The sequence below is a fragment of the Cohnella candidum genome (assembly GCF_003713065.1).
Taxonomy (GTDB): domain Bacteria; phylum Bacillota; class Bacilli; order Paenibacillales; family Paenibacillaceae; genus Cohnella; species Cohnella candidum.
On sequence record NZ_CP033433.1, the window covers coordinates 2,936,219 to 2,962,550 of the forward strand.

General features: G+C 59.4%; 21 protein-coding genes. 7 read left to right on the top strand and 14 right to left on the bottom strand.

The window, feature by feature from the left end; translation table 11 throughout:
- Positions 1-84: 84 nt before the first annotated feature.
- From EAV92_RS13560 to helD, 13 genes are all read right to left on the bottom strand, one after another.
- Positions 85-954: a carbohydrate ABC transporter permease gene (locus EAV92_RS13560; protein ID WP_241158268.1), complete on the bottom strand. Its 870-nt coding sequence runs from the start codon at positions 952-954 to the stop codon at positions 85-87.
- A complete protein-coding gene (locus EAV92_RS13565) occupies positions 951-1,874 on the bottom strand; it encodes a carbohydrate ABC transporter permease (RefSeq protein WP_123041598.1) in 924 nt (307 codons plus the stop codon). The genes EAV92_RS13560 and EAV92_RS13565 overlap by 4 nt, the downstream gene beginning before the upstream one ends.
- Before the next feature lie 97 nt (positions 1,875-1,971).
- Positions 1,972-3,282 (bottom strand): response regulator, encoded by a 1,311-nt coding sequence (locus tag EAV92_RS13570; RefSeq protein WP_123041599.1) that lies wholly within the window; start codon positions 3,280-3,282, stop codon positions 1,972-1,974.
- Entirely contained in the window at positions 3,275-5,089 is a 1,815-nt protein-coding gene (locus EAV92_RS13575; RefSeq protein ID WP_241158269.1) for a cache domain-containing sensor histidine kinase, read from the bottom strand. The genes EAV92_RS13570 and EAV92_RS13575 overlap by 8 nt, the downstream gene beginning before the upstream one ends.
- Positions 5,090-5,266: 177 nt before the next feature.
- Positions 5,267-5,536, bottom strand: coding sequence for a hypothetical protein (locus EAV92_RS13580; protein WP_123041600.1), 270 nt, complete (start codon positions 5,534-5,536; stop codon positions 5,267-5,269).
- A gap of 146 nt (positions 5,537-5,682) precedes the next feature.
- Positions 5,683-7,335 (bottom strand): diguanylate cyclase, encoded by a 1,653-nt coding sequence (locus EAV92_RS13585; protein ID WP_123041601.1) that lies wholly within the window; start codon positions 7,333-7,335, stop codon positions 5,683-5,685.
- The gene (locus EAV92_RS13590) at positions 7,313-9,160 is read right to left on the bottom strand and encodes a SpoIIE family protein phosphatase (RefSeq protein WP_123041602.1); all 1,848 of its coding nucleotides are present in this window, start codon (positions 9,158-9,160) and stop codon (positions 7,313-7,315) included. Before EAV92_RS13590 ends, EAV92_RS13585 begins: the two co-directional genes overlap by 23 nt.
- Before the next feature lie 5 nt (positions 9,161-9,165).
- Complete coding sequence (locus EAV92_RS13595) at positions 9,166-9,564, bottom strand: DUF1987 domain-containing protein (protein ID WP_206424219.1); 399 nt, start codon at positions 9,562-9,564, stop codon at positions 9,166-9,168.
- A 2-nt stretch (positions 9,565-9,566) separates the two neighbouring features.
- Complete coding sequence (locus tag EAV92_RS13600) at positions 9,567-10,109, bottom strand: SiaB family protein kinase (protein ID WP_123041603.1); 543 nt, start codon at positions 10,107-10,109, stop codon at positions 9,567-9,569.
- Positions 10,110-10,243: 134 nt separating this feature from the next.
- Entirely contained in the window at positions 10,244-11,362 is a 1,119-nt protein-coding gene (rsgA, locus tag EAV92_RS13605) for a ribosome small subunit-dependent GTPase A (RefSeq protein WP_123041604.1), read from the bottom strand.
- Between the two features lie 431 nt (positions 11,363-11,793).
- Entirely contained in the window at positions 11,794-12,375 is a 582-nt protein-coding gene (locus EAV92_RS13610; protein WP_123041605.1) for a guanylate kinase, read from the bottom strand.
- Positions 12,376-12,464: 89 nt separating this feature from the next.
- Positions 12,465-14,303 (bottom strand): DNA helicase RecQ, encoded by a 1,839-nt coding sequence (gene recQ / locus EAV92_RS13615; RefSeq protein WP_123041606.1) that lies wholly within the window; start codon positions 14,301-14,303, stop codon positions 12,465-12,467.
- A gap of 29 nt (positions 14,304-14,332) precedes the next feature.
- Entirely contained in the window at positions 14,333-16,678 is a 2,346-nt protein-coding gene (gene helD, locus EAV92_RS13620; RefSeq protein WP_164472772.1) for an RNA polymerase recycling motor HelD, read from the bottom strand.
- Between the two features lie 163 nt (positions 16,679-16,841).
- On the opposite strand from helD, the gene EAV92_RS13625 reads away from it, so the two are divergent.
- The 6 genes from EAV92_RS13625 (at position 16,842) to EAV92_RS13650 (ending at position 23,198) form a co-directional block, all read left to right on the top strand.
- Entirely contained in the window at positions 16,842-17,825 is a 984-nt protein-coding gene (locus tag EAV92_RS13625) for an AAA family ATPase (protein WP_123041608.1), read from the top strand.
- 5 nt (positions 17,826-17,830) lie between these two features.
- Positions 17,831-18,946 (top strand): DUF58 domain-containing protein, encoded by a 1,116-nt coding sequence (locus EAV92_RS13630; protein WP_123041609.1) that lies wholly within the window; start codon positions 17,831-17,833, stop codon positions 18,944-18,946.
- Complete coding sequence (locus EAV92_RS13635; protein WP_123041610.1) at positions 18,930-20,285, top strand: DUF4129 domain-containing protein; 1,356 nt, start codon at positions 18,930-18,932, stop codon at positions 20,283-20,285. The genes EAV92_RS13630 and EAV92_RS13635 overlap by 17 nt, the downstream gene beginning before the upstream one ends.
- Positions 20,286-20,369: 84 nt before the next feature.
- Positions 20,370-20,699 (top strand): ArsR/SmtB family transcription factor, encoded by a 330-nt coding sequence (locus tag EAV92_RS13640; RefSeq protein ID WP_123043723.1) that lies wholly within the window; start codon positions 20,370-20,372, stop codon positions 20,697-20,699.
- A complete protein-coding gene (locus EAV92_RS13645; protein WP_241158270.1) occupies positions 20,692-21,702 on the top strand; it encodes a cation diffusion facilitator family transporter in 1,011 nt (336 codons plus the stop codon). The genes EAV92_RS13640 and EAV92_RS13645 overlap by 8 nt, the downstream gene beginning before the upstream one ends.
- A 104-nt stretch (positions 21,703-21,806) precedes the next feature.
- Positions 21,807-23,198 carry a SpoVR family protein gene (locus EAV92_RS13650; RefSeq protein WP_123041612.1) on the top strand — a complete coding sequence of 464 codons (1,392 nt, stop codon included), beginning with the start codon at positions 21,807-21,809 and terminating at the stop codon, positions 23,196-23,198.
- Between the two features lie 3 nt (positions 23,199-23,201).
- On the opposite strand, the gene EAV92_RS13655 is transcribed toward EAV92_RS13650, so the two are convergent.
- Positions 23,202-25,256, bottom strand: a complete 2,055-nt coding sequence (locus tag EAV92_RS13655) for a putative bifunctional diguanylate cyclase/phosphodiesterase (protein ID WP_164472773.1) — start codon at positions 25,254-25,256, stop codon at positions 23,202-23,204.
- 152 nt (positions 25,257-25,408) lie between these two features.
- Between EAV92_RS13655 and EAV92_RS13660 the strand changes: the two genes are divergently transcribed.
- Entirely contained in the window at positions 25,409-26,293 is an 885-nt protein-coding gene (locus EAV92_RS13660) for an SDR family oxidoreductase (protein ID WP_123041614.1), read from the top strand.
- Positions 26,294-26,332 lie beyond the last annotated feature (39 nt).

Genomic DNA, 26,332 nt, shown 5'->3' on the forward strand with positions numbered 1-26,332 from the left:
GTTTGCATCGTGACGATGTGTATTCCTATTCCCTTCATGTGCAGGTTTACGATGTGCGAATCTTGAAAAAAGACATATTCGAGCTTAACCTTTCACCCCGCCGAGATGCAGGCCGCGGATGATAAACCGTTGGAAAATCAGGAAAATGGCGACCGGCGGAAGCATGACCATCGTCAAAATCGCGAATTTGATGTTCGTGTCCAACCGCCTTGCGTCGATGACGAGCCGCTTGATCGCGGTGGCCAGCGGATACTTATCCCCGTTCAGTACGAAGGAGGGCCAGAACCAGTCGTTCCATGCCGTTCCGAAAACGAAAATGGCGAGCGTGGCGAAAATCGGAATCGACAGCGGAAAGGCGATTTGGAAAAAGTTGCGAAGCTCCGAAGCTCCGTCGATCCGCGCCGACTCGAACAGCTCGTTGTTGATGCCGTCGAAGAACGTTTTAAGCAGCAGCAGGAAGAAGGCGTTGGCGCCCGCGGGCAGCCAGAATGCCCAGTAGCTGTTCAGCAGTCCCAGTTCCTTCAGGTTGATGAAGTTCGGGATGATGTAAGTCGTCGGCGGTATGAACAGCGTGGCCAGGAAGAAGTAGTACACCGCTTTGCGGAAGCGCCAATTCAGCCTGGATAAACTGAACGAGGCCAGCCCGAGCACGATGACGGTGACGACCATGTTGCCGGCGAAAATGTACAGCGTGCTCTTCAGGTATTTCGTCAGGTCGATGAAATGCCAGCCTTTACCGTAGTTGTCCCAGTTCCAGGACTTCGGCAGGAACGTCGGAGGGAACGAGTTGACTTCCGTGTTGGCTTTCACGCCGTTGAAGAAAGCGATGACGATCGGATACAGCATGGAACAAATCATGAGGATGATGACGAGAATCATCAGCCAATAGACGAACCGGTTTAACGGTTTCCTCAAATCGTAAGGCGACAGGATGCCGCGTTCCGCGTTATTCACGACACGTTCCCTCCCCGGTTCGAAAGTCTATTCTGGATGATCGCGAGGATGACGAGGACGAAGAACATCATGACGCCGAGCGCGGATGCGACTCCGTAATCCAGCCGGTTAAACGCCATTTTGACGATATAAAGCGAATAAGTCAGCGTGGCGTTGTTCGGGCCTCCGTCCAGCATGGCGAACTGGGACTGGTAGCCTTGGGAGGTGGCGATCAACTGCAGCACGAACAGCAGCGCGATCTGATTGCGGATCGAAGGAAGCGTAATGTGGCGGATTCGCGCCCAGACGCCTGCCCCGTCGATTTCGGCGGCTTCGTACCAATCGCGCGGAATGCTGAGCACGGCCGCCAAGTAGATCAACATGGCCGAGCCGAACTGCTGCCAGGTTTCCATGATGACGAGCGACGCCATCGACCACTTCGTATCGGTCATGAAGCTGATCTGCGACAGCCCGAGCTTCTGCAGCACGGCGTTGATCGGCCCGACCGGATCGTACAGCCATCTCCACAAGCCGTACAGGACGACGACCGGGACGACGTACGGCAAATACGCGGCGACCCGCGCGACGCCCTGGCCTTTACGCAGCTCCGAAATCGCGATCGCGAACAGGATGGGCACCCAGAAGCCGAGCACGAGGCAGAGCAGCATGTAATAGAGCGTGTTCTTGACGGCGGTGACGACATCGGGATCTTTCAGGACCATCTTGTAGTTGTCGAAGCCGACGTAAGTGTCCCCTTTGACGAAATCGATGTGGTACAGACTGTAGACGAATCCTTTCAGGATCGGCATCCACAGAAACAGGAGGAAAATCGCGACGGCCGGGAAAACGAACGCGTAACCCCAGAAGGACCGTCTCCATTTGCCCCGTTGAAGAGGCCTTTCCGCGCCGAGCGGGCGAACGGTTGCGGCAGTTTGGTCCATAAGCTCTCCCTCAGTCCTTTCTCTATCGGTCACTACTCATTGTAGGAAAAGGAGACTGGGGTGAACATGTGCAGTTCTATTGGGATGATGGGCGTTTTTACTTCTTCACTTCGCTGGGGCTGACGCCGTAGTATTTTTTGAAAATCTTGCTGAAATGCTCGGGCGATTCGTACCCGACTTTCTCCGCGATTTCGTACCGGCGCATGTCCGAATGCAGCAGCAATCGGCGGCTTTCTTCCATTCTCAGCTTGATGACGTATTCCCATAGATTGAAGCCGGTATATTTCTTGAACAGATAGCTCAGATAGTTGGGGCTGACGTGATTCCTCTGCGCGACTTCGTGCAAAGTGAGCCCTTTCTGCGCGTAATTCCGGTCGATATAGGCCTTCGCTTTCTCCACGATCTGGTTGTTCTGTTCGGCCCATTCCTCTTCCGTCGGTTCCTCGCTGAACAGGCTCCATTTGAAATCCCCGAAGTAGAACACGAAATGGTCCCGATGCTCTCGGTTCCACAGGATCGCTTTCTTCGCCTGTTCCCCGAGCGTATGCAAAAATTCCGTTCCCTTCAGGATTTGGCTGATCCCGATGACGCACGGAAGGTTCAGGTACTTGCTGACGTTGTGGTGAAGGCTTCGGCCGATCATGTCCAGCTGGTTGATTTTATCGACGCCGGAAGCGCCGTACGCGGCTTCGTCCCACTGCACGACGACGCTGATCTCGCTCTCGGGCGAGTAGAACGCGACATGGCTCCAGTCCGGCGTCAAGAGCTCCTCCGCGATATTCAGCGCGGCGTATTGAAGGAGCCGGATATCTTCGTTCCGGAGAGACGATTCCCGCTGCGCCGTCATCAGCTTGATCTTAAGGACGGCAAAATAAGGGCCGGTCAGCCCCAGCTCCTTGATCCGTTCCGAATCGCCGCCGGCGTCGGGAACGTCGAGCAGCCGGTTCAACCGGTCCGTCCTTTCCTGACGCGGCTCCTCCATCTGAAAATGCTCCCGTTGCGCCGACAGGAACTCGTCTCCGGCGGGCATCGGTTTATCCATCTGCAGCAGCACGTTGCGGACCGAGTTCAGAAACTGCTCGTTTTTAAGCGGTTTGATCAAATAATCCTTCGCGCCGAGACGAAGGGCGAGTTGGGCGTACTGGAACGTCTCGTGCGCGGAAATGATGATCGCCTGCACCCAAGGCTTGACGATTTTCGCCTGGTGCATCAGCTCGATCCCGCTCATCGCGCCCATCTGGATGTCCGTGATCAGCAGGTCGATTTCCTCCATCCGGAGGAAGTCCAGCGCTTCATGCCCGTTGTACGCCGTAAAAATGCTTTTAATGTCGAGGCCGGCCGACTGGAGAAGGCTGCTCAGCCCTTTGCAAATCAGAGGTTCGTCATCCACGATCAGAATGTTATACATGCTGTTCCTCCTGTTCTCTGGCGGGAAGCCCGATCGTCACGACCGTTCCCCCGCCTTCCCGCGGCGAATATTGAAGGCCGTAACCCTGTCCGAAATGCAAGCGGATGCGCTGCTGCACGTTGAAAATGCCGTATCCGGAAGGCGTATCGGCCCGCTCCCCTTCGAGGAGTTGTCGGATCAAGCCGTAATCCGGTTCCGTGTAGCCGTTATCTTCGACGCGGATGGCGATGCGGTCACCGTTCCGAGCGACGGAAACCGCGATTTCGCCGTCGTCCGCCATGTTGCGCACCCCGTGGATGATCGCGTTTTCGAGCAGCGGCTGCAGCGTGATTTTCGGAATCAGGCAATCCAGCGCGCTTTCGTCGATCGACCAAGTCAGCCGGAATTCGTATTCGTACCGGATTTGCTGAAGGTTCATGTACGCTCTCGCGTGTTCGAGCTCCTCCCGCAAGGTGATCAATTCGCGGCCTCGGCTGAGTCCGATGCGCATGATGAGCGCCAGCTCCTTGATCATGACGGCCGACTCGGAATTGCCTTCCAGCGAGCTTTTCCAGTAAATGCTCTCGAGCGTGTTGTAGAGCAGATGCGGATTGATTTGCTGGTACAGGATTTGCAGCTGCGCCTCTTTCTGCTTGATCTCGAGCAGGTACCGGTCTTCGATCAAGGCGTTGAGGCGGCTGGCCATGCCGTATACGGAGTGGATTAACACGCCCATCTCGTCGTTCCGATCCTTCGCCGGCGCATGCGGAAGCGGCCGTCCCGGCTCGTAAGAACGGGTAAAAACGGCCAGCTTCTGCATCGGCGTCAGCAAGGAGCGCCAGAAATACGCCATGACCGCCATGGCGAAAACCGAGTACACGATCGAAATGGTGGCAATGACCCGTTTCAGCTCGTTTTGCTGCTGCAGCAGGGAACGGGTCGGAATTTTATAGATCAGCTTCTGCTGGGCTTCATAATTGTAGTGCTCGACGTAAATGTAGCCCGCCGAGATCTCGTCGACGGTCCCGTCGGGATCGTCCCCGGTGACCAGCTCAGGCGGCAATTCCAGCGATTGACCGATGATCGCGTCGTGAACCGATGAAGCGAGAATCCGGTTCGCGTAATCGGTCACGAAGATTTCGCCGTTGTCCGGCAGCGTGATCGTCTGCAAGGACTGCTGCATTTTCTTGTTCATGTTGATCGCGATCAGGACGCCGATTACTTTGTTTCCTTCTGCGGTGCTGTTCACGGCCCGCACGTAGGCGAGCGTAGGTTGGGTCAAGCTCAGCGATCGCGGCTCGAACACCCGGAAGTAGCCTTTGCCTTTGCGTTCGGCGGCTTCCGTCATCCAATCCTGGCGGTTCCGGTCATTGTAGAAAAATACTCCGCCGCCTTTGAATCGGATCGACGTATTCGGCGCGAAGGAGTAGTCGCCGTTCGGGTCGTAGATGTACAAGTAGTAAGCGATGGCCTCTCCTTCGGTCACGCTTGAAGAATAGGTGGACAGGAGGCGGTCCGCGGTCGAGTATTTCTGTACCCGGGTCACGATGTCGTCCCCGCCCGTTTGGAGCGTTTGCGTAACCGGGTTCACGATGATCGTGTTCATGATTTTGCTGATCGTGTCGATATCCCGGTTGATGATCGTGAAGTTCTGTTTGTTCAGCTCCACGTAGGCGTTCGTCACGTGGCGCTTCAAAATTTCCTCGGCCTTCATGTTGGCATAGAAGTTCAACAGGAACACCGGGCTCACCAAGATGAGGAAAAGCAGAATGAGCTGCTGTTTTACTTTCATTTTCGTTAACGGATTGGTCCATCTCCAACGCAACATCCTGCACACTCCCCGCCGCTGCTGACTCCATTATGAAACCGGCCTCGCCCGTTCAGAAGAGCCGAACGCCAACTCGGTATTTCTGCGCATGATTTCCGTAATTACACACATACGTTGCCTAGGGGTGAAAACCCTTTCTATTCGGGAAAAAAATGTCCATTTCGACAGGAAACTTACTCAATCTGCGAGCTTGGAGGTACCGAAGACGTTCTCTCCGTTTTGCGGAGCAGATTGTGCGACATTGGCGTTACCGAAGACGGTCTCACCGTCTTGCGAAGCTGGATTGGCGACTTTGGCGTTACCGAAGACGGTCTCACCGTCTTGCAGGGCAAGCTTAGAGAGTCTAAACCTCTTCAGCAGTAAAAAGTAACGTTGCATCCTGGCAGTAGCGTCCAAGAAGCGCTCCAGCGGTAAAAAGTAACGTTGCATCCCGGCAGTAGCGTCCAAGAAGCGCTCCAGCGGTAAAAATTAACGTTGCATCCCGGCAATGGCGTCCAGGAGCAGCTGTAGCGGTAAAAATTAACGTTGCGTTGTCGCAATGGCGTTCAAAATCGGCATGCAAAAAAAGAGCAGCCGAGGCTGCTCTTTCGCGATTATCCGTATGATTCACCGCTCAACCACGCCGAGAAAACTTCCGCGAGACGCGGTTCGAATTGTTTACCGGACGCTTTGCGGATTTCCGCCAACGCTTCGTCCCGGCTCAAGGCGCGGCGGTGAGGACGCTCGTGCGTCATGGCGTCGTAGGCGTCGACGACGGCGAACAGCCGCGACAGCTCGGGGATTTGATCCTCCCGAAGCCCGTAAGGATACCCGGAACCGTCCCAGCGTTCGTGCACGGACAGGATCGCTTCGGCCAGCGCCGGCTCTCCCAGCGAGAACGCCAGACGATAGCCGATTTCGCTGTGCGTCCGCACGATTTCCCATTGCTCCGGAGTCAAATCCCCGCCGTGCCGGAACACGTCCTGCGGGATGGCGATGTTGCCCACGTCATGCAGGCGGGCGAGCAGCTCGAGCGTGGCGGCTTGCGGCGATTCCGGCGCGATGCCGATGCGCTCCGCCAAGCCCAGCGCGAGCTTGGACACCCTCTCCACGTGGAGGGGATCCTCGATGCCCCGGTCGTACATCGCTTCCGAAATCTCCCGGATCAGCTTCTTGCGGACCCGGCGGCTTTCGAGCAGCTTCTGCTTGTACATTTCCTTCTCGGCTTGCAGGAACAGGCGCGATTCGTCTTCGTCCGGGCCGTTCATCGTCGCGGAACCGACCGCCATGCTGATCTGGATCGGATATGCCGCCACGGCTTCGCAAGCTTCCCGAAGCTTGGCGATTTTCTCCGCGCAAGCGTCAGCGTCCGCGCCGGGCAGCAGCACGAGGAACTCGTCGCCGCCCCAGCGCGAGCACACCGCGTCTTCGCCGAACGCCTGCCGGATGATGCCGCCTGCCCGGGTCAGCATCTCGTCGCCCTGCAAATGCCCGAAAACGTCGTTGACCAGCTTCAAGCCGTTCATGTCGGCCATCACCATGCTGAGCGGCCGGAACGCGCCGCGCCGGAATTCGGACAGCCACTTGTCCACGTAATTCCGGTTGAACATCCCGGTGAGCGGGTCATGGGTGCTGAGGAATTCGAGCTGCTCCTTGGACTTGTACTGCTCCGTGATGTCGGTCAGGATGACCATGATCCGGGGCTCGTCCACGGCAGTAGACATGGCCATCCGCTTGTAGTCGATGCGGATTCGCAGCCCGTCCCGTTCGAACGAGTTGGGCAGACCGTCGGAGTAGCCGACAGGCCGTTCCCCGTCGCGGTCCTCCAGCATTTGCCCCAGCAGGCGTTCCACCCTCATACGGGTATCCGTGTCTTCCGGCCACAGCAGCTCCGCGAACGGCGCGCCGCCGATTTTGCGGCCGAAAATCCGCCGGCATTCCGAGCTGTACGGTTTCTGCACCGCCAGGCTCCGGTTGATCGTCAGGAACCCTTGGCCCGCGTTGTCCAGCAAGGCGGTGAGCTCCATTTCCATCCGGTGCAGCGCCAAACTCTGGGTGTCGCTGATGTGAAGAACCTTGTTCATTTCCTTGAGCAGCTTCTCGTACCGCGCGGCCAGCCTCTCGTAACCGGGAAGAAGACCGTTTTGCCGATGCTCGGTCGACCGGACTTCCGTCTGGGCGATGCGCAGCGTCTCGCGCTCCTCATGAAACGCTTCGAAATCCTTGTTCCGTTTGACCATGATTTCACCGTTCTTTCGTTCCGTCATCCGTTCTCGGCCTGAACGCGAACAAGGTCATGTCGTCGCGCTGCCGCTCTTGCTCCATGAATGCCGCGATATCCCGTTCAAAATGGTTCCGTTGTTCCGCGAGCGGCGAATCGCCGTACGAGGCCAGCCACTCCAGCAGCGCGGTTTTCCCGAGAGACAGCTTTTTCGCGCCGCCGTTCTGGTCGGGAATGCCGTCCGTTGCCATGTAGACGACCGTATCGTCTCCGAGTTCGATATCGTGAAGGGAATATTCGGCGTCGGCCGGCGTCCGGCGGTAACCGATGCCCGGTTTGTCGCCTTTGATCATCCGCAGCCCGCCGGCATCCTTGACGGCCATCACGATGCCCGTCCCGGCGTATTGCATGTTCCCGTCCCGCAGGAATACGAGCCCTAAATCGAGACCGTCGTCCGTCGGTCCTTCACGGTCGGTTTGGCCGAGCGTCTCCTTCAGAAGAACGTTCAGCTTACGGAGCACCTCGGACGGCGACGCATTGTCCTCCTGGTCGGCAATCCGATCCAGCAGCGACACGCTCAGCATGGTCATCAGGGCTCCCGGCACGCCATGGCCGCTGCAGTCGCCCGCCGCGATCCACTTGACGCCTCCGACCTCCTTTACCCAGTAAAAATCCCCGCCGACGCCGTCCCTTGGTTTCCAGTAGGTCAGAAACTCGGCGAAATGCTCCCGAAGCGCCTCTTCGGAAGGAAGGACGGACCGCTGGATCCGGTTGGCATAGGCGATGCTTTCCGTCATTTCGCGGTTTTTGTCCGCGAGCGCCTGGGTTCTGTCCTCCACCATGCTTTCCAGTTCCTCGTTGAGCCGGAGCGCGCGCTTGTATGGATCGGCCATGCGGCGGGACACGTAAGTGAAAAAATAGATGCTGAGAATCAGCGACAGCACGACGGCCACGGTCGTGCTTTGCTTGATCGAGCCCAGGAAACCCGTCGTTTGGCTTCTCGGGATCTGTACGAGCAGCCGCATGTCCGCCGACGCGATCGGATAGCTGATCATGTCCATACGGCCGCCAGACAAGTCTTCCGCTTCGAAGACTCGTTCCCGGTCCGCAGGGCTTCGGTTCCATTCCTGCAAGGCCGCTGCCGTCAGATGCTCGGACAGTTTCGTTCCGGTATCCGCATAATCGGCCGAAAGATGGATCGTGCCGTCTCCGCCGACCATCCACAGCCGGCTGCCTTCGACGAGCCGATAGTCGGCGAAATCTTCGGACAGCTTCTTCAGGGACAATCCGACGCCGGCGATGCCGAGCGGTCGGTCCGGCTCCCCGATCAAGACGTTGACGAAAACGAACGTGTCCTTGCGGGCGCTGTTCGAATCCACGACGACATCCGTCTTCTTGCCGGAAGCGATCGTATTGAAAAACCACTTGTCATCCGGGTCGCTTTCGCTGACGGTATCGATCACCTTTCCGGATTCCGCCCAATAATGGTGCGTTGCGGCGCTCACGACAAAGGAGTTGGTATAATCGTAATCCCTGGGGATCGAGGCGAGAACTTGCTTCACGAGCATGCCCAGCCGTTCGTCCTTCTCCCCGCCCGCGACCCATTCCCGCACGGCGGGGTCGTCCGCCACGATCCGCGACGTCTCCATCGCCCGGTCGATGCGGCCTTCTACTTGGCTCGCGATCGATCGCGCGATGAAAGACAGGTCGCTCGTCTTCAGCTTGCGGATAACTTCCTTCTGCGTCATTCGGTAGGACATGAATCCGATTAAGGAAGTCGTCAGCACGATCAGGGCGGAAGCCAGGATGACGACCTTCCACACGCTTCCGTCGTAAAGCGATCGATGCCGGTTGTCTTTCGGCGAGCTCATGTCGGTTACTCCGCGGCTTTCGGCACGATTTCGAAGGGAAGGACAAGGTCCTCCTTGAATTCTTCGGCACACTCGAGTTCGCTCTCGTTCTCTTCGTCGTACAGCCAGCGAACCGATACCCGCTTCCCTTCCTTGAACGCCCCGTCCAGCTTCTCCAGGAACATGAGGAAGCATTTGGTGCTCGTCGTATTGATATAGGGAAGCTGGAGCTCGATTTCGACGGTCGTCTCCGCCGTCAGCTCCGCCAAGTATTCGTCCAGCCACTTCAACAGCGGTTCATAAAACGCGAACGCGTTTTCCGGATAGGATTGGCCTCGGATCGCGAGAATATGGCGCTCGGGATCGAACCGCACCTCCGGCGTGCTTCTCGTTCCTTCGATTTGGATGTGCCGGATGCTGCCCATTGCTACACGACCGCCTTTAACGTGAAAAATGAGAGGTTGCCTTCCGCCGGGGTGACGGAGTACTGAAGGGCATGCGAGGATTTGCGGGCCATGTCGATCAAGCCGACGCCCGCGCCGAATTCGGGTTCGCTCCGCTTCAACCGGTCCTTGTACAACGTTTTAAGCTCGTCTTTGTTCAATCCGGAAAGCTCGTCGATGCGCGCGGTCAGCACCTCCAAATCCGGCCCTTCGACCAGATTGCCCGCACAGATGTAGCTGCCCTGGCCGTCCTTGCCGATCGTAATGATGCTCGATTGCACGATCTTGTCGTAAAACGGGGAATCCGTCTTGGCGGTTCCGTAATTTTTGATGTTCTGGGTGAGCTCGATGAAAATCGAGAAAATGTGAAAAATCTCGTTTTTCGGGCGGTTCTCCGATTCCAGGTAGGTTTTGACGGCTTCGCCGTACTCTTCGATCAATTGCTGCGACAAACGGCCTGAAAAACTAATCAGGATGCCGTTGCGCCGCAGCAGGGTCTGCACGTCCAGCAGATTTTTGTCGATCAAGCGCCACACTTCCTCTGCGTCATGTTTCAAACGTGTCCGAACAGGGTATAGTCAAAACCCATTTTTTCTCATTATACCATCCATTTCGGACAAGCAAAGACATAGAACGACAATTTCTTCGCCGCTTTGACGCTTTAATCCACATCTTCGTCATAAATCGCGCGCTTGCCCGCGACGCGTTCTTTTTTGCGGGTTTGACCGGACTTGCCGTCCGCGGAGCGCTGCCGCCTTCCCGCCGCGGAAGACTCCTTGCGCGCCAGCCTCGCAAGTTCCCGCTCGGTTTTACCGTAGTTGGCGTAACGCTTGGCGTCCAGCTCGCCCGTTTCCAGCGCTTCCCGTACGGCGCAGCCGGCTTCCGAGCGATGCGTGCAATCGCGGAAGCGGCAGCGGAGCGCCAACTCGGCGATGTCGGAGAACGCTTCCTGCCAGCCGTCCTGCGCGTCCCAGAGCTGGAGCTCGCGCATGCCCGGCGTATCCATCAGCAGGGCGCCGGAAGGCAGCAGAAACAGCTCGCGGTGCGTCGTCGTGTGGCGGCCTCTCGCGTCATCTTCGCGGATGCCCTGCACCCGCTGAACCGCTTCATCCGCCAGCCAATTGAGCAAGGTGGATTTGCCGACCCCTGACATCCCGGTCACCGCGACCGTTCGGCCCGGCTGCAGGTACGGAAGCAGCTTCTCCTTGCCTTCGTTCTCCGCCGCGCTGACCGCATGGACCGGCACGCCGGGCGCGATCGCTTCGACCTGCGCTTCTTTCTCTTCCGGATCCGCGCACAGGTCGGCTTTCGTAAGCAGCACCACGGGCTGGGCTCCGCTCTCCCAAGCCATGACCAAGTAACGTTCGATCCTGCGCAGGTTGAAGTCCTCGTTCAGCGCGTTGACGATGAACAGGTAGTCGATGTTCGTCCCGATCACCTGCTCTTCGTCACGGCTGCCCGCCGCCCGGCGGGTCATGGCGGAGCGGCGCGGCAGCACGGCATGCAGGGCGGCACGGTCTTCGCCGGACAGCTCCGCGGCCACCCAGTCCCCGACGGCGGGAAACTCGCTTTTGGCGGAGGCGCGGAACTCGAATTTGCCCGTGACCTCAGCCAGCCGCTCACCGGTTTCGGTGACGACGCGGTAGGCGTGGGAGAACTGGGCGGTCACGCGGGCGGGACGCAGGTTCGCGTTCGCCGCGAATTCTTTCTGTTGCCACAGCGACTCCCAATGGCCGTTCCAGCCGTAATTCTGAAGGTAATTTTGATTTTCAACGTTCATGCGATAACCCCTTTGGTTGGTTTGGTTGGTTAAGTTGGTTTGGTCTCATTTTCAGCAGCTTGCATTTCTCGTGAACTGGATAAACTCGCGTCTATTCGGCTTGATTTCGGCTCCCGGGTGATTAACGCATGTTGGACTGGAGGTTTTCCAGCTCGCTGCGTTGATTTTCGGACAACAAAAAACCGCAGGGAAAGAACCCCCTGCGGTTGGCGCTGCCATAAAAAAACCGCGGGAGACCGTCCGGTCTCCCGCGGTTCGCGTATTACTTGCGAACCGAAGCCGATGAGACCGATGCATATGCCGTTTGACGCGCTGCGGCAATCGAAATGGAAATGGACATCATATGACATCAGCCTCCTTGGAATAAGATGTAAGTAATTATAGCGGCCCTTCGGACCCCAGTCAAGCGGCGAAAGCCCATCGCCCGGCCGTCAATCCTTGTCGACGAGCCCGCGTTGAAAATAGCCTTCCAGCGTTTCGGTGATCCGCGAAACGGTATCCGCCAAATCGTAATTGCCGTAAGTATGCTCACAGGATGAGCGGTAAGCCAATTCTTCGTCGTATCTCCGCATGCGATTCGCGATGACGTCCGCGGACAATCCCAGGTCCCGGTGCCGGTCCTCCAGCGTCCGCCGGTCGGCGTACAGGAAAAGCCGGATGGCGAGGTTTCCGTAAAGCTCCTTGATCCGTTCGGCGCCTTCCCGGTTCAGGATCAGGTAAACGCATCCGTTGTCGCGAAGGCCCGCTTCCACGTCCGACCGGCGGATGCCGTAAAATTCCCCGTCGATCTCGACGCTTTCCAGAAACTCTCCTTCCATCTCCCGGTAGACGTCCTTCGTGACGAAATGGTAGTCCTGTCCGTTCACTTCCCCTTGGCGCGGCTTCCGGGTGACGTAGGAAAGCACCTTTTCCATGCCGAAAGTCTGCCCGACCGCTTCCGCAACCGACTTGCGTCCGGAACCGTCGGGACCCGTAAAGACGATAATCCGATCCTGCCCGCTCCGCTCGTGCATCGAATCAGTCCCCTGTCCCGTAAAATTGTCAGACTATTTCCAGCATAGCCGGGGGGACGCGAAACTGTCAACGATTTCCTGTAACGGTTTCAATGCTCTCGGATGACGTCCAGAAAAGCTTTGCCGTACTTCGCGATCTTCGCCTCGCCGATGCCTTTGACGTCCTTTAAAGCACGTTCCGTCGTCGGGCGGACCCGGCAAATTTCGCGCAGCGTGGCATCGTGGAATATGACGAATGGAGGCACGTTCTCCCGGTCGGCGAGCGACTTTCGCAGCGTTTTGAGCTTGGCGAACAGCGCTTCCCCTTCCGCGCCCAGATCGTCGTCCGCCGGACGCCCTCTTCTTGCCGACCCCATACCCGAACCCGAGCGGGAGTACCCGGTGCCGCCGGAAGCTTCGGCATCCGCGGAGCGCTCTGCCCGGCGGTACACCCTTTCCTCTCCGTCCAGCACGGCACGGACTTTGGCGGTTAACGTCACGACCGGATAAGCGCTGTCCGTCACCCGCATATAACCTTGTGCGGCCAGAGCTTGGATGAGGCCGACGATGTCTTTCTCCGAACGGCCGCTCATACGACCGTACACGGGAAGCCGATCGAAGCCGAATTGGCGGATTTTCGCCTCGCCCGATCCTCTCAGCACCTTAGCGGTGAGCGAAACGCCGAAGCGCTGGCGCATGCCCGCCACGCAAGCGAACACGACCTTCGCGGCTTCCGTAACGTCCAGCCGTTCTTCCGTGTCGAGGCAGTTGCCGCATTTGCCGCACGGCTCGCACGTATCCCCGAAATAAGCGACGATCGCCTGCTGGAGGCACTCCTGGCTGAACGCGTATTGGACCATGTCGTTCAACTGGCGGTACGCCGTTTTTTTGCGTTCCTCGTCGCCCTCGCCCTGTTCGATCAGGAATTTCTGCGTGACCGTGTCCTGGGGGGAATAGAGCAGGATGCATTCGCCCGGCGCTCCGTCCCTGCCAGCCCTGCCCGCTTCCTGGTAATACGCTTCGACGTTTTTCGGCAGGTTGTAGTGGATGACGAATCGGACGTTGGATTTGTCGATCCCCATGCCGAATGCGTTCGTCGCCACCATCACCTGAATGTCGTCGCGAAGGAACGCGTCCTGCGCGTCCGCGCGTTCCCGTTCCTCCAGCCCCGCATGGTACTTGCCGGCCCGGATGCCCTGCTTCCCGAGGAAGGCGTGGCATTCCTCCACTTCCTTGCGGGTCGAAGCGTAAACGACGCCGGCCTCCCCTTCATGTTCCTGCAGGCAGCGAAGCAGCTCCCTCCGCTTGTCCCCGCCCCGCACGACGCGGAACGACAGGTTCTTTCGCGCGTAGCCGGTCGTTACCCTAAGCGGTTCCTGCAGCCGCAAGCGCTTCGCGATGTCTTCGCGCACCTCCGGCGTCGCGGTCGCCGTGAAGGCGGCCACGACCGGCCTCGGCTCCAGACGGTCCGTAAGCCTCGCGACGGACAAATAGCTGGGGCGGAAATCGTGGCCCCATTGGGAAATGCAATGCGCTTCGTCCACGGCGACGAGCGAAACCTCCACCCGGCCCAGCCACTCCGTGAAGCGGTCCGATTCCAGCCGCTCCGGCGCGATATAGACGACGCGATAACGGCCGGCCTCGATATCCCGGTAGCGGCGGTTCATCTCCGCCGCCGTCAGCGTGCTGTTCAGCAGCGCCGCGGGAATGCCGTTCTCGTTCAACGCGTCCACTTGATCCTTCATGAGCGATATGAGCGGAGACACGACGATCGTCAGTCCGGGCAGCAGGACGGCCGGTATCTGGTAGCACACCGATTTCCCCGCGCCGGTCGGCATGATGCCCAGGACGTCCCGTCCTTCCAGGATCGCGCCGACCAGCTCCTCCTGCCCTTGGCGGAACGAGTCGTATCCGAAATAAGTCCGCAGCGCCGCCCGCGCCTGCTCCATCGACAACCTGGTTCTCCCCTTCCCGGGTCCTAGCTCCCTTGAGGCAGCCAGGACGACGGTTCCCCTAAATGATAAACGTGAAGGACGTGCAAAGCCCGCGTACAAACGGTGTACAGCAGCTTGCGGTCCCTCTCCTGGCCGTACCGGGCGGCCGACGCGTCCCACACGACGACCGCGTCGAATTCGATGCCTTTGGCCAAATACGAAGGCAGAACCGATACGCCGCGCGGCAGCTCGGCGGACCCTCCCGTGACGTAAGTCACCGGCACTTCGTCAGGAAGCCTTTCCTTCAGCAAAGCGGCGGCGTTGCCGCACTCCTTGGCCGATTTGGCGATCACGCCGATCGTGCCGTGCCCTTGTTCCAGCAGGCTGCGGATATCGGCGGCGACGGTGTCGGCGAGCTGAGCCCCGTCGCGGCAACGCATGAGCCTCGGCTCTTCGCCTTCCCGCTGGAAAGGGCGAATTTCGGCCGCCTCCTCAGGCAGCAGAATCTTTCGGCTGAACTCGACGATTTGCCGAGTCGAGCGGTAGCTGGTCGTCAGCCGCCAGACGGCGGTGTCTTCCTTGGCCATAAGCCGGGTCCAGCCGCCGAATCCGCCGCTGTCCTGCGAGCCCGCGTAAATCGCCTGGTTGAAATCGCCCAGCACGGTCAACCGTGCCTGCGGGAACCGCCGCCTTAAATAGGCGGCCTGAAACGGCGAGTAATCCTGCGCTTCGTCCACGAACAGGTGGCGGATATCCCCTTCCACCTTGCGGAAGCCCTCAAGCCCTTCCATTAAATAAAGAAGCGGCGTGGCGTCTTCATGGTCGATGATTTTACGGGCCAGCGTCTCCTCCGCCCGGGCGGCCATCCATTCCCAGCCTTCCGGGAGTTTACCGTCCGGCGAACAGTCCGTGAACAGGCTTCGGCTCCGGAACAGTTCGCGGTAAGTGCCGACGGCATCCAGGAAGCGGTAAGACTTCACGGCTTTGCGCAGCGGCTCGACCGCGGCTTCGACGGCCCGCTTCTTCAGCGCGTCCGTCATGCGGTCCTCGTCGTCGAAGGCGTCTTCGTGAAATCCGCCTCCGCGGCGGATCTGCACGTAGGCTCGCTGAATTTCCTCATCGTCCGCCAGCTCGGCGGCTTCCTCGACCCACGGCTGATCCAACTGCGAATCCGCCCATGCGGCGAGCTTCGCCAATAGCCATTTCCGTAAGGAAGCCGCGCGGTAAGCGAAGCCTTCCGAAGCTTTGATCGAATAATATTGCGTCGCCATCTCGTCCGCCGAAGCGATCGTATCCCCGCGGAACCGCAGCGGACGGAAACGGATGCCCTCGTTTTCCAATCGGTCGAAATACCTTTCCACGGTGAGGAAGAAGTGCTCGGAGCCCTTGTAACGGACCGCGCGCTCTCGGGCCGCACCTTCCGCCGTGCCTTCCGACGCGCTCAGCACTTCCGTCTGGGAGAACAGGTCCTCCACCTGGAAACGGCGGCCCAGTCGGGCTTCGATCAGCTCCCGGAACGTCATCTGGCGCATGTTCGCTTCGCCGAGTTCCGGGAGCACCCGGCTGATATACCCTTTGAACACGGGGTTCGGCGAGAACAGGACGATCTGGTCCGGCGTCAGGCTTTGGCGAAAACGGTAGAGCAAATAAGCGACCCGCTGCAGGGCGGCGGACGTTTTGCCGCTGCCCGCGGCTCCTTGGACGACGAGCAGCCGATGCTTCTCGTCGCGGATGATCCGGTTCTGTTCCTTCTGAATCGTCGCCACGATGCTCTTCATGGACGTATCCGATTTTTCGGACAGCACCGCCTGCAAAATATCGTCTCCGACCGTCTCGTCCGTATCGAAAACGTGCTTCAGCTTGCCGGCGCGAATGACGAACTGCCGTTTGAGCGTCAGTTCGCCGTCGATCTCCCCTTCGGGAGTGTCGTAAGAAACGAGGCCCGGCTCATGGTCGTAGAACAGGCTCGATACCGGCGCGCGCCAGTCGTACACCCAGAACGTCTCGCCGTCGTCCCCGACGAGGGACGCTCGGCCGATGTAGATTTGCTCCGGTTTGCACCCGTCCTCGGCGAAGTCGATCCGGGCGAAATACGGGTTGTCGTGCATTTTGGCGAGCTTTTCGACCGCTTCGAAAGCAACCCTGTGGCTGCGTTCCCGTTCCATGAGGATTTCCTTCTGCTGCATAATGCTGGTCCAGGTCTCGCCCAGTTCCGTCGCGTCCGAGAAGTTCATGCGGACGTCGTCCCAGAATTCCTGGCGGATGCCGACGACGTCTCCCCGCCTCTCGCCCAGGACGGACAATTCCTTATCCAGCCGGAGTTCAACCTGCTTCAGTACTTCGGACAACCGCCGTTCCTCTTCTTTGCGCACGGATTGTTCGTCGGCCACGTCGATCCCCTCCTTTTCCGTCCATTCCGTCAATACACCCTTTTGTAACATGCGTCACGTGGGAAATCAACCCGCCGCGCTGTCGGCGTTCCCACGCTTGGACTATAATGGAAATAAAATGCCTCATCCCAAGATTCCTATCCCATCCGAAAGGCGGATTTTCATGTCCTCATCCCTCGATCGCCAGTCGCTTTTCCGCAGCATCGATACGGTTCGCGCCCAGATCGGACAAGTCATCGTCGGCAAGGAAGCCGCCGTCGACCTGCTCCTCACCGCGTTATTCGCGGGCGGACACGCGCTGCTCGAAGACGTACCCGGAACGGGCAAAACCCTGCTCGCCAAAACGCTGGCCCGCACGCTCGACTGCTCCTTCCGCCGCGTCCAGTTCACGCCCGACCTGCTGCCCTCCGACCTGAGCGGCATCAACTTCTATAACCAGAAAACGGGCGAATTCGAGTTCCGCCCCGGCCCCTTATTCGCGAACGTGCTGCTCGCCGACGAAATCAACCGCGCGACGCCCCGCACCCAATCCAGCCTGCTGGAGTGCATGGAAGAGCGGCAAATCACGGTGGACGGCGTCACCTACCCGCTCGGAGCGCCATTTCTGGTCATCGCCACGCAAAATCCGGTGGACAACCAAGGGACGTTCCCGCTGCCGGAGGCGCAGCTGGACCGGTTCCTGCTCCGCATCCGGATGGGGTACCCCACCTTCGGGGAATCGCTGGACATCCTGACCCGCTTCCGCGCGCGCAACCCCCTCGAGGAGCTGCAGCCGGTGCTGTCCCCGGACTTGCTCATCGCCATTCAGCGGTTCGCGGCGAGCGAGGTCACAATCGCCGAAGACCTGCTCGCCTATATCATCCGCTTGTCCGAAGCTTCCCGCCGCCACCCCGACGTCAGCTTGGGTATCAGCCCGAGGGGAAGCCAAGCGCTGCTGCGTGCCTCGCTGGCTTACGCGCTCGTTCGGGGGCGGGATTATGTCACGCCGGACGACATCAAAACGTTGGCGGAACCGGTACTCGCCCACCGGCTGCTCTTGCGGCATTCGATGCACGGACGCGACGAACGGTCAGCCGAGACGGTGCGGGCGCTGCTTCGGGAGATCGAGGTCCCTGCCGAGCCGTCCCGCATTCCCGGCGGCAGGTAACGCCGATGCCGTTCTACGCCATCGTCCTTAACGGCGTTTTGCTGCTCGCCGTTCTCGTTCTGATCTACCGTAATCAGGTGCTCAAACACGTCGGGTACACCCGAGGCTTTAACCGGACGACCGCTTTCGAGGGCGATCACGTCGAAATGGTTGAAGTCATTGAAAACCGGAAGCTGCTGCCCGTGCCTTGGCTTCGCCTGGAGTCGCTCCTGTCGCGGAACTTGCGTTTTCATCGGCAAGCCAATCTCGACATCCGCAGCGGCGAACGCTTCCAGAACCATCTCAGCCTGTTCAGCCTCCGGCCTTACCGGCGTATCGTCCGCCGCCACGACATCCTATGCGGCAGGCGGGGGCTCTACGAGCTCGGAACCGCGACGATGACCGCCGGCGACCCGCTCGGCTTCGTTAACGTCTCGCGCCAGACGGCCGTGGCCTCCGCCCCGCTGCTCGTGTATCCCCGCATCGTGCCGATGCGCGAGCTGCCGCTCCCGATTCACAACTGGCTCGGGGAAGTCGCCGTACGGCGCTGGATCGTGGAGGATCCGTTCTTGTCCGCGGGCGTCCGCGCTTACGCCCAGGGCGATCCGCTCTCCGGCATCCACTGGAAGGCGACCGCCCGCACCGGGGAGCTTCAAGTCCACAAAAGAAGCCACACGGCGGATCCGCGTCTGGTCATCTGCTTGAACATGGAAACGACAGCTTCGATGTGGAAAACGGTTCCGGTCCCCGAGCGGATCGAGCTCGGCATCCGTTACGCCGCCTCCATCGCCGATTACGCGCTGGGCTCGGGCATCGAGACGGGCTTGCTCAGCAACGGCTGGGTACCGGGCGAGGCCAAAATTCCCGCCCATATCCCTCCGGCCGGCGGGACCGTGCAACGGGAAGAGATTCTCGCCAGCCTGGCACAGCTCAAGCTCGAAACCGTCTCGAACATGGCCTATTTGCTCGATCGTGAAGCGGAAACCGCGGCGGGGCGGACGGATTACCTCATCGTGACGTGCCATCGGGAAGAGAAGCTGTCGCTCGCCGCCGATCGCCTGCGCCGTTCGGGCAACGGCGTGGAATGGCTGCTGATTCCGGAAATCGAAGAAGGAGGGGACGAAATTGAGTACGAATCCTGACCTTGAAACGTCGGTCCTCTCCCCTTTGCGTCCCGTCCTCGCGGCCGCGTACGAGCTGTTTATGCTGCTGCCGATCTGGCTGTTAGCCCTACATTCACCTTATTTGAATGCGGAAATCGCAAATAAATGGGCAGCGGCGGGCGTCCTGCTGTCGCTGATCGGCGCCGCCTCGAGCCCTCGCGTACGCATGCTGTGGAAACGCATCGCGATCGGCATGCTGGCTGCAGCGGGCGCCGGCGGACTGCTGATCCACGCCTACGGCAGCAGTTTCGGAGCCTATACAGGATGCTTGCTCCTCTTCGCGGCCGCCATGCTGGGCTTTACCGTGGCGAACCGTTACCGCAGGCAAGGCTGGTATTGGACCGCCGTGGGCGTCTACTTCCTGGCCAGCGCCATCCTGCACTTCGTGCCGGAATGGAAGGGCGACGCCTCGTTCCTGACCTTCGGCGGATTCGTCTGCCTGGCCATCGCCCTGTTCGCGGTCAATGGGCTTCATCTGCATGGCGTCACGCTTTCCGAAAATGACCGCGGACGCGTGCCGTCCGATCTGAAGCGGCACAACCGCCGGTTCCTCGTTGCGATGCTCGTTCTGCTGGCGCTGCTTCCGGCCGGAGCCGGCGGCTGGCTGTTCCGGCTGCTGAGAGGCGCGATCCGCGGGTTTTTCGCCATCTTGGCGGCCTTGCTGCCGAAAGGCGAACCGCAGCCGACTCCGCCGCCCGAGACGGAAGCGCCCCCGCCGCAGATGGAGATGCCACCGACGAAAGAGCCCGGCTGGTTTCTTCGGCTGCTCGACCATGTGCTTCCCTATTTCGTCCTGGCGGCCCTCGCCGCCCTGCTTATCTGGGGAATATACCGGTTGTACCGGGATCATAAAGGCTTCTTGCGCAGATGGTTAGAGGGCATGGCCCGGTGGCTCCGGCGCCCGGGCAGGGAGGCGGAATCCCCCGGATTCACCGACGAGCAGTCCTCCTTGTTCTCCTGGGAGGAGACGCTGGGCAGGCTGCGCAAGTCCCGGATCGGCCGGCTGTTGAAAGCGAACCGGGAGCCGGGGTGGAAGGATTTGACCCGCAACCGGGACCGCATTCGCTACTTGTACCGGAAATGGCTGAGAGAGCAGACCGCCGGCGGTTACCCCGCCTCCCCTCATTTGACGCCTCGGGAAACGGCGCTCGAAGTCGAAAACCTCCGCCGGCCGGAGCGGCATTCCCGCCTGAGCCGCGGGGATAAGGCCGAATGGGACGAAGCACGGCTTATCGATACGTATTACAAAGCCCGTTACGCCGAGGAAGAGCCGACCGACGAGGAATTGAAGGCGGTCCGCGGGACGTATCGCGGTTGACAATCGAACCGATCCGGAGAATAATACTATATGAGCAGATGCTCATATAGTATTATTTCATTTCGAGAGAGCGGGCGATAACCGATGAAGACCCACGAACATCTTTTCTTGACTGCGGATACGGTAGATGCGGTGGCCCAAACGTTCAAAGCGCTCGCCGATCCGACCCGGATCCGGCTGCTCTATTTGCTGTCCCAAGAAGAATGCTCCGTCGGCCACATCGCCGAGGTGCTCGACCTGTCGCAATCCGCCGTTTCCCACCAGCTCGGCTTTCTTCGGAATATCCGGCTGGTCAAACACCGCCGGGACGGAAACATGCTCTACTACAGCTGCGACGACGAGCACGTCATCTCGCTGCTGAACCAAGCGATACGCCATGCCGAGCACCAGAAAGGAGCGGACAGCCATGACTAGCCGCGGTTCACGCGATCACGATCACGAGCATGATCACACCCATGATCACGCCCATGGTCACGCCCACTTTCACGGGCACCATCATCAAGCCCACCATGGGCATTCCCATCACGGCCATTCCCATGAAGTCTCGCGGGAAGGGAACCGCAAAGGGCTGACGCTCGCCCTTCTCATCACCGGTGGCATCATGGTGCTGGAGTTCATCGGCGGAATCGCCACGAACAGCCTCGCGCTCATTTCCGACTCGGGCCATATGCTGAGCGACGCCGCCGCGCTGCTGCTCAGCCTCGTCGCGATCCGGTTAGCCGCCCGTCCCGCTTCCCACAGCAAAACGTACGGCTTTTACCGTTTCGAAATTTTGGCGGCGCTGTTCAACGGCCTCGTTCTATTCGCGATAGCCGCTTACATCGTATGGGAGGCCGTCCGCCGCTTCGCCGAGCCTCCGGAAGTGGCCGGCGGCGCAATGATGGCGATCGCCGCGGTCGGGCTGCTCGCCAACCTGGCCAGCGCCTTGGCGCTCATGCGGCAAGGCGACGTCAAAAACAACGTGAACCTGCGCAGCGCCTATCTTCATGTGCTCGGCGACGCTCTCGGTTCCGTCGGCGCCATCGCGGCGGGCGTCCTGATGGCCGCGTTCGGCTGGTATGCGGCGGACCCGATCGTTTCCGTCCTCGTCTCCCTGTTGATCCTGCGAAGCGCATGGGGTGTCGTCCGCCATACCCTGCACGTGCTTATGGAAGGCACTCCTCTTTCCGTTGACCGGGCACGCGTCCAAGAGGCGTTGACCGAGATCGAAGGAGTAACGGACGTGCACGACCTCCATATCTGGACGATCACTTCCGGCTTCGACGCCGTCAGCTGCCATCTTCGCACGGACGGCCAAGGGGATACCCAAGCCGTTCTGCGGCAAGCGCTCAAGATTTTGGAGGAGCGTTTCTTCCTCAAACACGCGACGGTCCAGGTGGAATCCCCGGACATCGATCACGGCGATACCTGCCGTTAAAACGCCGGCAACGCCCCCGCCCTATTTTCAGTGTCAAAGCGGTCCCGTTCCCACATATATATAGGTTGGTGTAATCTCGGTGCGGAACGGGGGGCTTGACCGGCATGAACGACCAGCAAGCGTTGGAGACGGCGATCGGGGAAATCACGGAGATCGCGCAAGGCTTCGGCCTCGATTTTTACCCGATGCGCTACGAGATTTGTCCGTCGGACATCATCTATACGTTCGGCGCGTACGGCATGCCTACGCGTTTCAGCCATTGGAGCTTCGGCAAAACCTTCAATCGCATGAAAATGCAGTACGACCTCGGCTTGAGCAAAATTTACGAGCTCGTCATCAACTCCAATCCATGTTACGCCTTCCTCTTGGACGGCAACTCGCTCGTGCAGAACAAGCTGATCGTGGCGCATGTGCTGGCCCACTGCGATTTTTTCAAAAACAACGCGCGTTTCTCGCGGACGAACCGGAACATGGTGGAAAGCATGTCGGCGGCCGCGGAGAGAATCCGGCAGTACGAGATGGATTTCGGCGCGGAGAAAGTGGAGAAGTTCCTGGACGCCGTCATGGCGATCCAAGAGCATATCGATCCGGTCCTTCACAAGCCTTACGGCCAGGATAAAAACCGTTATTTGGAGTGGCGGCGGCGGGAGGAGAAGGAGAGAAGCGCGAAAACGCCGCCCCCTTCCCCTTACGAGGATCTGTGGGTGCTGGACGATACGCAGACGGGAAAAGGTACCGGCGCCGAATCCGCGGCGGACGCGCGCCGCATGCCTCCGCATCCCGAGAAGGACATCGTCTGGTTCGTGCAGGAGTTTTCCCCGGTGCTGGAGGATTGGCAGCGCGACATCATGAGCATGCTCCGGGACGAAATGCTCTACTTCTGGCCGCAGATCGAAACGAAAATCATGAATGAAGGCTGGGCGACGTTCTGGCATCAGCGCATCATGCGCGAGCTGCCGCTGACGAGCGAGGAGACGGTAGAGTACGCGAAGCTGAACTCTGCGGTCGTGCAGCCGTCCCGCCATTCGCTGAATCCCTACTATTTGGGGCTTAAAATGTTCGAGGATATCGAGAAGCGCTTCGGGCGCGAGAGGATGTTCGAGGTTCGCGAGATGGATTCGGACCCGTCGTTCATCCGCAACTACATGACCAAAGAGCTCGCGGACGATCTGGATCTCTACGTTTTCGAGAAGAAGGGGCCGGAGTGGCAGATTACCGATAAAGCCTGGGAGAACGTCCGCGATCAGCTCGTTTTCTCGCGCGTGAACGGCGGGTTTCCTTATCTTGAGGTCACGGACGGCGATTGGCAGCGGACCGGCGAGCTGTACGTCGTCCACCGTTACGAGGGAATCGAGCTCGACCTGAAATACGTAGAGCGCACGCTCCCTTATATCGTGAAGCTTTGGGGAAAGCCGGTCCACCTGGAAACGAACGTCGACGGCAAAGGCGTCGTCTTCACTTGCGACGGCGTCAAAACGACCCGGAAAACCGCCTGATTCCTACCGGAAGTACAACGCCTCCATCTGCTCCGCCGGCAAGGGCTTGCTGAAGAAGTACCCCTGCATGCGCCGGCAGCCGAGCGCGCGAAGAAACCTGATCTGTTCATCCGTCTCGACGCCTTCCGCCACGACACCGATCCGCAGGCTATCCGCCATGGCGACGACCGCCTTGATGATGGCCTCCTGGTTGGTGTCTTTTTCGATGTCGCGCACGAACGACTGGTCGATTTTCAGGGCGTGGATTTGGAACTTCTTCAAATAGCTGAGCGAGGAATACCCCGTCCCGAAATCGTCGATCGACAGCTTCACGCCGAGCGTCTTGAGCTGCTCGATTTTCGGAAGGATATCGGTCAAATTCTGCATCGCCGTGCTTTCGGTGATTTCCAGCGTCAAGCTGCCCGGGGCGAGTCCCGTCTGCTGAAGCGTCTTCTCGACGACGGGAATGAAGTTTTCCATCAGCTGAAGGGCCGAAATGTTCACGCTCACGCCGATGTTCGGAAACCCTCTCGACTGCCACAGTTTCGTCTGGAGGCAAGCCGATTTGAGCACCCATTCGCCGATCGGAACGATCAACCCGGTTTCCTCGGCGATCGGGATCAGCTCCGCGGGCGAAACATAGCCGAGCGTCGGATGGATCCAGCGCAGCAACGCTTCGTAGCCCAGCAGTTCTCCCGACTCCGCGTCTACGATCGGCTGGTAATGCAGCAGGAGCTCGTCCCCTTTAAGCGCGTGATGAAGGGACTGCTCGAGAAACATTTTCCGGGCCAGCGTCTCGTCGAGTTTCTGGCTGAAAAATTGATAGTGCCCTTTGCCTTTCTCTTTCGCGACGTACATCGCCTGGTCCGCCTGTTTGAGCAATGTGGCCGTATCCGTGCCGTAATCCGGAAACACGCTGATTCCGATGCTCGTCGTGACCATGAATTCCAGGTGGAACAGCTTCACCGGCTGGTGGACGGCCGCCAGCACCTTCTCGGCCGACAGGCGGATTTGCTCCTGGCTTCTCACGTTCGCAAGCACGATGGCGAATTCATCCCCGCCTTGGCGGGACACGACGTCTCCGGCGCCCGCGCAAGCCTGCAGCCTCGTCGCGATGACCTGCAGCAGCTGGTCTCCGATGTCATGACCCAGCGAGTCGTTGATGTATTTGAAGCGGTCCAAATCCAGATAGAGAACGGCCGTTTTGTTCCCCGTACCCCTGGAACGGGCGATGGCGGCGTCAAGCTTCGCCGTGAACAGAAGGCGGTTGGGCAAGCCGGTTAACGCGTCGTGATAGGCGAGATGCTGCAGCCGTTCCTCCGCCTCCTTCCGGAGCGTGACGTCCGTTGCGACGCCTTCGAGGCGGATCAGGCTGCGGGACTCGTCAAAGATCGGAATCGTATGGCTTTCGACCCACTTCACGGTGCCGTCCGGATGCACGATGCGGTGTTCAAGAAGCAGCTTTTGTCCTTTCAAGAGCAGCGGCTGCGCCTCATCGACCCTTTGGCTGTCCTCCGGATGGATTTGTTTTCTCCAATAGTCCGGGTGAGAAGCGTAAAGTTCGCGCGGGATGCCGTAAATTTTCTCGACGGCGGAAGAGACGTGAATATATCGCTGCTGCGACACGTCGAAAGCCCACGAGAGAATATCGAGATTATCGAAAATCGTCTGCAACTGGTTCCGCGACGCCGACAGCTCTTCGCCTAGACGTTTATTTTCGGTCATGTTGCTCGCTACGCCAATCGCGCCTTCGACTTTTCCGTTCACGATCAACGGGGCGGCCGTGATGCGAAGCTCGAGGAAGCTTCCGTTCTTATGCTTAAGGGAGAGGTCGATCACCTCGTGTCTGCCGGCCAATATTCTATGGAAATGGGCGATGACGCGCTGCAAGTCCTTCTCCGCGATGATCGGCATAAATGCCATCGAGAGAAGCTCCTCTTGAGAATAACCCGTCAGTTCGGCAGCTGCCCGATTGACAAGGAAGAATTGGCCATCCGTTCCGATCGCATAGCACGCTTCCGGATTGTTTTGGAAGAGGGATTGGAAAACCTCGAACTGTTGTCGGACGTCGTTCATCATGTTGCGTGACTCCCTTGGTGTTTGGCTGTTCCGTATAATTCGACATCTTTCGAGGCTTCCCCTGCCTGGAACGGCAAATTCGCCTGCGTAACTTCCGCGTGAATGGTTTAACCTACTCCTAGAAACAAGATCCACGAAAGGAGCGGTTATCCATGACAACGGATCAGAACCCGCCTGTGCCCTCACGCCCCAGCTCATTCCCGGAGCAGCACCAGAACCGCCAGCCCGGCCTGGAGAAAGACATGACGCCGCTGCCCGAGTCCGAATCGCCTCTTTACCGTCCGGGCGGCAAGCTGAAAGGCAAAACCGCGCTCATCAGCGGCGGCGACAGCGGGATCGGAAAAGCCGTCGCGATCGCGTTCGCGAAAGAAGGAGCGGACGTGGCGATTTTCTACCTGAACGAAGAAACCGACGCCCGCGAAACAAAAAAGCAAATCGAAGCCGAAGGACGGCAATGCCTTCTGCTTGAAGGGGATATCGGCGATCCCGCGGTCTGCAAACGGTCCGTGGATGAGACGGTCAAAACATTCGGAAAACTGGACGTTCTCGTCAACAACGCAGCCGAGCAGCACCCCCAAGACAAGCTGGAGCAGATCACGCCCGAACAGCTGGAGCGGACGTTCCGGACGAACGTCTTCGGCATGTTCTATCTGACGCAGGCGGCGATGCCCCATCTGAAATCCGGCGCCAGCATCATCAACACGGCTTCCATAACGGCTTACAAGGGAAGCCCCGCCTTGCTGGACTATTCTTCGACCAAAGGCGCGATCGTTGCCTTCACCCGCTCATTGTCGATGAATCTCGCCGGACAAGGAATCCGCGTCAACGCCGTGGCTCCCGGGCCGATTTGGACGCCGCTGATTCCGTCCACGTTCGACGAGCAGAAGGTGGCCAAATTCGGTGCGGACACGCCGATGAAACGCGCCGGCCAACCCGACGAGCTGGCTCCCGCCTATGTCTATCTGGCCTGCGAGGATTCCTCGTACATGTCCGGCCAGACGCTGCACGTCAACGGCGGAGAAATCGTAAACGGATAACCGCTGCTTCTGCGCAGAAACGCGAAACCGGCACCCGAA

Excerpts from the sequence above, each read along its gene's own strand:
- EAV92_RS13645 (WP_241158270.1), top strand. The coding sequence starts at position 20,692 with ATGACTAGCCGCGGTTCACGCGATCACGATCACGAGCATGATCACACC.
- EAV92_RS13595 (WP_206424219.1), bottom strand. The coding sequence starts at position 9,564 with ATGGGCAGCATCCGGCACATCCAAATCGAAGGAACGAGAAGCACGCCG.
- EAV92_RS13625 (WP_123041608.1), top strand. The coding sequence starts at position 16,842 with ATGTCCTCATCCCTCGATCGCCAGTCGCTTTTCCGCAGCATCGATACG.
- EAV92_RS13585 (WP_123041601.1), bottom strand. The coding sequence starts at position 7,335 with ATGACGGAACGAAAGAACGGTGAAATCATGGTCAAACGGAACAAGGAT.
- EAV92_RS13590 (WP_123041602.1), bottom strand. The coding sequence starts at position 9,160 with ATGAGCTCGCCGAAAGACAACCGGCATCGATCGCTTTACGACGGAAGC.
- recQ (WP_123041606.1), bottom strand. The coding sequence starts at position 14,303 with ATGGAGCAGGCGCGGGCGGCGCTGCGGACTTATTTCGGATACGACTCG.
- EAV92_RS13610 (WP_123041605.1), bottom strand. The coding sequence starts at position 12,375 with ATGCACGAGCGGAGCGGGCAGGATCGGATTATCGTCTTTACGGGTCCC.
- EAV92_RS13655 (WP_164472773.1), bottom strand. The coding sequence starts at position 25,256 with ATGATGAACGACGTCCGACAACAGTTCGAGGTTTTCCAATCCCTCTTC.
- EAV92_RS13565 (WP_123041598.1), bottom strand. The coding sequence starts at position 1,874 with ATGGACCAAACTGCCGCAACCGTTCGCCCGCTCGGCGCGGAAAGGCCT.
- EAV92_RS13660 (WP_123041614.1), top strand. The coding sequence starts at position 25,409 with ATGACAACGGATCAGAACCCGCCTGTGCCCTCACGCCCCAGCTCATTC.
- EAV92_RS13575 (WP_241158269.1), bottom strand. The coding sequence starts at position 5,089 with ATGTTGCGTTGGAGATGGACCAATCCGTTAACGAAAATGAAAGTAAAA.
- EAV92_RS13640 (WP_123043723.1), top strand. The coding sequence starts at position 20,370 with ATGAAGACCCACGAACATCTTTTCTTGACTGCGGATACGGTAGATGCG.
- EAV92_RS13650 (WP_123041612.1), top strand. The coding sequence starts at position 21,807 with ATGAACGACCAGCAAGCGTTGGAGACGGCGATCGGGGAAATCACGGAG.
- EAV92_RS13630 (WP_123041609.1), top strand. The coding sequence starts at position 17,831 with ATGCCGTTCTACGCCATCGTCCTTAACGGCGTTTTGCTGCTCGCCGTT.
- rsgA (WP_123041604.1), bottom strand. The coding sequence starts at position 11,362 with ATGAACGTTGAAAATCAAAATTACCTTCAGAATTACGGCTGGAACGGC.
- EAV92_RS13570 (WP_123041599.1), bottom strand. The coding sequence starts at position 3,282 with ATGTATAACATTCTGATCGTGGATGACGAACCTCTGATTTGCAAAGGG.